At 70.5% G+C, this 6,104-nt stretch carries 5 protein-coding genes; all 5 read right to left on the bottom strand.

The features are described 5' to 3' along the window. Positions 1-420: 420 nt before the first annotated feature. A complete protein-coding gene (locus tag ACIOSR_RS14485) occupies positions 421-1,437 on the bottom strand; it encodes a YeiH family protein (protein WP_402752972.1) in 1,017 nt (338 codons plus the stop codon). A gap of 9 nt (positions 1,438-1,446) precedes the next feature. Next, entirely contained in the window at positions 1,447-2,217 is a 771-nt protein-coding gene (locus ACIOSR_RS14480; protein WP_123570867.1) for a fumarylacetoacetate hydrolase family protein, read from the bottom strand. Then, positions 2,214-3,347, bottom strand: coding sequence for a branched-chain amino acid aminotransferase (locus ACIOSR_RS14475; RefSeq protein WP_402752971.1), 1,134 nt, complete (start codon positions 3,345-3,347; stop codon positions 2,214-2,216). Before ACIOSR_RS14475 ends, ACIOSR_RS14480 begins: the two co-directional genes overlap by 4 nt. A gap of 8 nt (positions 3,348-3,355) precedes the next feature. After that, positions 3,356-4,441 carry a 3-isopropylmalate dehydrogenase gene (locus ACIOSR_RS14470; RefSeq protein ID WP_055978277.1) on the bottom strand — a complete coding sequence of 362 codons (1,086 nt, stop codon included), beginning with the start codon at positions 4,439-4,441 and terminating at the stop codon, positions 3,356-3,358. Positions 4,442-4,557: 116 nt separating this feature from the next. Beyond that, the gene (locus tag ACIOSR_RS14465; RefSeq protein WP_402752970.1) at positions 4,558-6,099 is read right to left on the bottom strand and encodes an MFS transporter; all 1,542 of its coding nucleotides are present in this window, start codon (positions 6,097-6,099) and stop codon (positions 4,558-4,560) included. Positions 6,100-6,104 lie beyond the last annotated feature (5 nt).

The following is a 6,104-nucleotide window of genomic DNA, read 5'->3' as shown; positions in this document are numbered from 1 at the left end:
ACAACCCCACCAAAGATGAAGCCACAAGCAATGCCAGGGTATAATTTGGCATTTGACAATGTGCACGCTGTTGAGTTCTCAAGGACCAAACGCACCAGGGACCCAGCCTTGAAAGACCTTTGCCCTGGGCAGTTCTGTAACCTTTTGCACTGACCGACGATGCCGAGACCGTGCCGACGTCCCTTGCGGAACGAGCCGTAACTCTACATCATCTTGATCAGTGTTCGCAACTCACTTGGTCCGAGGCTGTGAAGCAACTCGAGGACTTGGAAGTTGGTCCCACTTGAGGGCCGGGGAAGCTTCGCTCCGCCCGCACCTTTGGGGTGACAAGTGATTACTTTACGCAGCCCGAGACGGGTATGGCCAAACTTCGTGCATCCCGGGCGTGTCGCCCGCCACGTCCCCGCGGGGACGCCGCCGCTACCCCAGGGGCAGCACGAGCACGGCGCCCAGGGATACCGAGGCGATGACGATCCACGAGGCCAGGCCCACGAGGAAGGCGCGGCCACCGGTGCGGACGAGGCGCTCGAGGCGGATGCCCGACCCGAGGCCGACGAGTGCGAGCCCGAGCAGGACCGACTGGACCGTCCCTGCGGTCGCGAGCAGCGCCTCCGGAACCGGGATCACCGTCCGGACGACGACCGCGACGGCGAAGCCGACGACGAACAACGGCACGATCGGCGGCCGGGCTCCGGCGTCGGCACCCCGTCGGCGGACCACGGTCGACGTGATCGCCACGATCGGCGCGAGCATCAGGACCCGAGTGAGCTTGACGATGACCGCGATCGCGAGTGCGGCCGCTCCGGCGGTCTGCGCCGTGGCGACGACCTGACCGACGTCGTGCACGCTCGCCCCCACCCAGGCTCCGAACTCGAGGTCGGTCAGACCGACCCACCCTCCGATCAGGGGCAGGACGGCGATCGCGAGCGTGCCGAACAACGTGACCAGAGCGACGGGAGTCGCGGCGTCCTTGCCGCGATCGCGGGTCACGGCACTCATCGCGCCGATCGCCGACGCCCCGCAGATCGAGAAGCCGGCCGCGAGCAGGAGGGCTTGGTCACCGGGGAGCCGGGCCCATCGGCCGAGCAGGTAGGTGACCGCGAACGTGAGCCCGAGGATCGCGATCACGACGACGACCGTCGCCCACCCGAGTCCGGCGACGTCGACGAGGCTGAGCTGGAGCCCGAGCAACACGACGCCGATGCGCAACAGTCGCTTCGAGGCGAAGGTCAGTCCGGGCTTGCCGCTGCCGTCGATCACCGGGCGGAGGGGCCGGACCTGGGCGGCCGCGATGCCGAGCAGGACGCACCAGGTCAAGACGGGGACCGCCGGCAACACGAGGTGCAGGCCCCACGCCACCCCGTAGGCGACCCCGGCCAGCAGGAGCCCCGGCACCGGATTCGCGCGCGGCGGCGCGTCGACGGCGGCGGGGCTCACCGGGCGGGCCTAGACCCGGTTCTTGGCGGGGTTGATCAACGAGCCGAGGCCCGAGATCGCGACCTCGACGGTCTGGCCCGAAGTGAAAGGACCGATGCCGGCGGGCGTGCCGGTCAGGATGACGTCCCCCGGCAGCAGGGTGAAGACGTCGGTGACGTACTCGATCAGCTCGGGGATCTTGTGGATCATCTGCATCGTCGACTCGCGCTGCATGACCTCGCCGTCCACCCGGGTCTCGATGGTGGCGTCCGTCCAGTCGAATTCGTTCTCGATGTAGGGGCCGAGGGGCAGGAAGGTGTCGTAGCCCTTCGCGCGGGTCCACTGGCCGTCGGCGTTCTGCACGTCGCGGGCCGTGACGTCGTTGGCGACGGTGTAGCCGAACACCACGTCCTGGTAGTCCTCGGCCTTCACGCGCTTGGCGATCGACCCGATGACGATGGCGAGTTCGCCTTCGAAGTCGACCCGGCCGACGTCGGGCGGGAGCTGGATCGAGTCGCCGAAACCGATGACCGTCGTGTTGGGCTTGAGGAACAGGATGGGCGCCTCGGGCGCGGACTGGCCGAGCTCGTCGGCGTGGTCCTGGTAGTTCAGGCCGACTCCGACGACCTTGGACCGCGGGATCACCGGCGCGAGCAACTTGGCCTGACGCAGGGAGACCCGCTCGCCCGTCGTCTCGTACCCGCTGTACATGGGATCACCGGCGAGGACGATGAGCTCGCGCTCGTCGACGATGCCGTAGCGGGGGTCTTCTCCGGGCGTGGCGAAACGGGCGATCTTCACGCGTCGAGCCTAGTCATCCAGCCGTGGACATCGGGACGGCGGCCGTACTGGATGTCGGTCAGCTCTTCGCGCAGGGACATGGTCAGTTCTCCACCGGACGCGGCGGGCGACCCGATGTGGATGCCCTCGCCCTTGAGTTCGGCGATGGGGACGACGACGGCGGCCGTGCCGCACGCGAAGACCTCCACGATGTCACCGGACTCGACGCCGTCACGCCACTCGTCGATCGTCACGCGACGACGCTCGACGCGGTGGCCCCGGGCCTCGGCCAACTCGAGGATCGAGTCGCGCGTGATGCCCTCGAGGATCGAGTCGCTGTCGGGGGTGACGAGGGTGCCGTCCTTCTTGACGAGCACCACGTTCATCCCACCGAGCTCTTCGATGTAGTTGCTCTCGGACGAGTCGAGGAACAGCACCTGCTGGCAGCCGTTCTCGTAGGCCTCCTGCTGCGGCAGCAGGGACGACGCGTAGTTGCCGCCGGTCTTGGCCGCACCCGTGCCACCTTTGCCTGCTCGGGCGTAGTTCGTGGTCAGCCAGATCGAGACCGGAGAGACGCCGCCGCTGAAGTAGGCCCCGGCCGGACTCGCGATGACGTGGTACGACACCTCGTGGGCGGCCCGGACCCCCAGGAACGCCTCGGTGGCGATCATGAACGGGCGGAGGTACAGGCTCGTCTCGGGGGCCGACGGCACCCAGTCGAGATCGGCCCGCACGAGTTGGCGGACCGACTCGACGAAGTCGTCGGTGCTGAGCTCGGGCAGCGCGAGTCGGCGGGCCGAGCGCTGCAGGCGGCGACCGTTGGCGTCCGGCCGGAACGACCAGACCGAACCGTCGGCGTGCCGGTAGGCCTTCATGCCCTCGAAGATCTCTTGCGCGTAGTGCAGCACCGACGCCGAGGGGTCGAGCTGCAGGGGGCCGTACGGGTGGACGGACGCCGCGTGCCACCCGTCGGCGAGGGTCCACTCGATGGTCACCATGTGGTCGGTGAAGTGCTTGCCGAAGCCGGGGTCGCTGAGGATCGTCTCGCGTTCGGCGTCGTCGCGTACCGTCTCGGACGGCGTCAGCTCGAACTGCAGCGGGAAGTCGGCCGAGTCGTCGGTCGGGGCGGAGACGTTGTCGGTGGTGGTCATGATGCCCTTCAGGCGGAGGCAGACGGGGACAGGGTGCGCACGCGGTCGGCGATCGCCGTGCCGATCTCGTCCGTGCGGCGGGCGGGGACGGACGCGTCACGCGAGGCGCGGTCGGCGATGTCGGCGTCGACGGCCCGGGTGACGCGGGCGGCCGCGTCGGGCAGGCCGAGGTGGTCGAGCAGGAGGGCGACGGAGAGGATCGCCGCCGTCGGGTCGGCTTTCTGTTGACCGGCGATGTCGGGGGCCGAGCCGTGCACGGGTTCGAACATGCTCGGGAAAGCGCCGTCGGGGTTGAGGTTGCCCGATGCCGCGAGCCCGATGCCGCCGCTGATGGCGCCGGCGAGGTCGGTGAGGATGTCGCCGAAGAGGTTGTCGGTGACGATGACGTCGAACCGGGAGGGGTCGACCACGAGGTGGATGGTGGCCGCGTCGACGTGCTGGTAGTCCACGGCGACGTCGGGGTACTCGGCGGCCACGGCGTCGACGGTGCGCTGCCAGAGGCTGCCCGAGAACACGAGCACGTTGGTCTTGTGCACGAGGGTCAGGTGCCCACGACGACCGCGGGCCTTCTCGAAGGCGAAACGCACGACGCGCTCGACGCCGTGCGCCGTGTTGACGCTGACCTCGTTCGCAATTTCGTGCGGCGTGCCCTGCCGCAGCGCGCCTCCGTTGCCGACGTAGGGACCCTCGGTGCCCTCGCGGACGACGACGAAGTCGACCTCGCCGGGCGCCGAGAGCGGCGACGGGACGCCGGGATGGACCTTGGTGGGCCGCAGGTTGACGTAGTGGTCGAGGGCGAAGCGCAGCTTCAGCAACAGGCCACGCTCGATGATGCCGCCCGCCAGCCGCGGGTCGCGGGGGTCGCCGCCCACCGCTCCGAGCAGGATCGCGTCATGCGACGCGACGGCCGTCAGGTCGTCGTCGGTCAGGATGTCGCCCGTCTCGAGGTAGCGGGCCGCACCCAGCGAGAAGGTCGTGACCTCGAACGTCGCGTCGTCGCCGGCCGCGACCTCGAGCACCTTGAGGGCCTCCGCGACCACCTCGGGGCCGATGCCGTCTCCGGGGATGGCAGCGAGTCTGACGGTGCGGGGCATGGTTCTCCTGGCGTCTCGGGGGGCTCGCCACACTTTACCCGTGGGCAGGTGGGCCGCGCGGGCGCCGCGGCCGGCTCGGGCCACCCGTGCCGGGGTGGCCCGGACGGCCCGGGGCCTCAGTCGGCCGAGGAGGCGCGGCGGAGGGTCGTGAGGGCGACCACCACCGCGGCGACCATCACCAGTGCCCCGACCCCGGCCGTGGCGACGAGACCGTGGTCGAAGGCGTCGGTGGCGGCGTGCAGCAGGGGGCCCGCGAGCGAGTCGGGCAGCCCGTCGGAGACCGCCACCGCGCCTCCCAGGGTCTCGCGGGCCGCCTCGCCCGCCTCGGTGGGCACGCCGGCGGGCACGACCAGGGCACCCCGGTAGATGGCGGTCAACATGCTGCCGAGCACGGCGGTTCCGAGGACGGCACCGACCTCGTAGGCGGTCTCGGACACCGCCGAGGCGGCCCCGGCCCGGTTCGCGGGCACGGCCGCGATGATCAGGTCGTTCGAGATCGTCTCGGCCGCGCCGACACCCAGGCCGACGAAGGCGAAGGCCACGACGAACACGACCACGGGGGCCCCGGCGGTGGCGAAGACCGCCGCGTAGGCGAGCGCGGCCGAGGCGAGGCCGATCGCGACGATGGTGCGAGGGCGGAGCCACCGGACGACCCGCACGACGCCGAGGCCCGCCAAGATCATCACCGCGAGACCGGGCACCAGCGTCAGCGCGGCCTGCAACGGCCGCAGCCCCACGACGAGTTGCAGGTGCTGGGTCGTGAAGAACAGGAAGGCCACGAGCGCCACGACGGCGAGCAGGTTGACCAGGACCGATCCGGCGAACACCGGGTTCGTGAAGAGCCGCACGTCGAGCAGCGGACGCGGGCGGGCGAGCTGACGCCGGACGAACAGCCAGCCCGAGCCCACGCCGACCAGCGCCAGGGCGGCGACGGGCCAGACGAAGCCGTCGGTCGCGAGCAGCTTGATCGCCGCGACGACCGGCGCCATGGCCGCGAGCGACAGCAGCACCGAGAACGGGTCGGCCGGCCCCGGTGCGGGATCGCGGCTCTCGGTGAGCAGCAGCGGGCCGGCGATCAGCAGGGGGACGAGCACGGGTACCGCGACGAGGAACACCGAGCCCCAGGCGAAGTGCTCGAGGAGCACGCCGCCGACGATCGGGCCCAGGGCCGATCCGGCGGCGAAGCCCGAGGCCCAGACGGCGATCGCGAGCCGGCGCTGCTCACGGTCGAGGAAGGTGCTGCGCAGCAGCGAGAGGGTCGCCGGCATGATCATCGCGCCGAAGAAGCCCAGCACGGCTCGTGCCGTGATGAGCTGCTCGGCGCTCGTGGAGAACGCGGCGAGCACCGAGACCACGGCGAATCCGCTCGCACCGGTCAGCAGCAGCTTGCGGCGGCCGAACCGGTCGCCCATCGACCCCATGGCCACGAGCAGGCCGGCGAGGACGAGCGAGTAGACGTCGACGATCCAGAGCTGGCCCGCGGCGCTCGGCTGCAGTGCGGTCGAGATCTCGGGCAGGGCGAAGCTCAGCACCGTGTTGTCGACCGAGACGAGCAGCACCGGCAGCATGAGCACGACCAACGCGGCCCACTGTCGTCGGCCGGCACGCGGCGGGACGCCGGTCGGGGTCGTGGCGGTGACGGTGGCGGGGCGGGTCATGGCGT

The sequence above is a fragment of the Frigoribacterium sp. NPDC087798 genome (genome assembly GCF_044742985.1).
GTDB lineage: Bacteria > Actinomycetota > Actinomycetes > Actinomycetales > Microbacteriaceae > Frigoribacterium.
The sequence above is the reverse complement of the archived record's forward strand: the minus strand, read 5'-3'. Positions and strand labels throughout refer to the sequence as shown.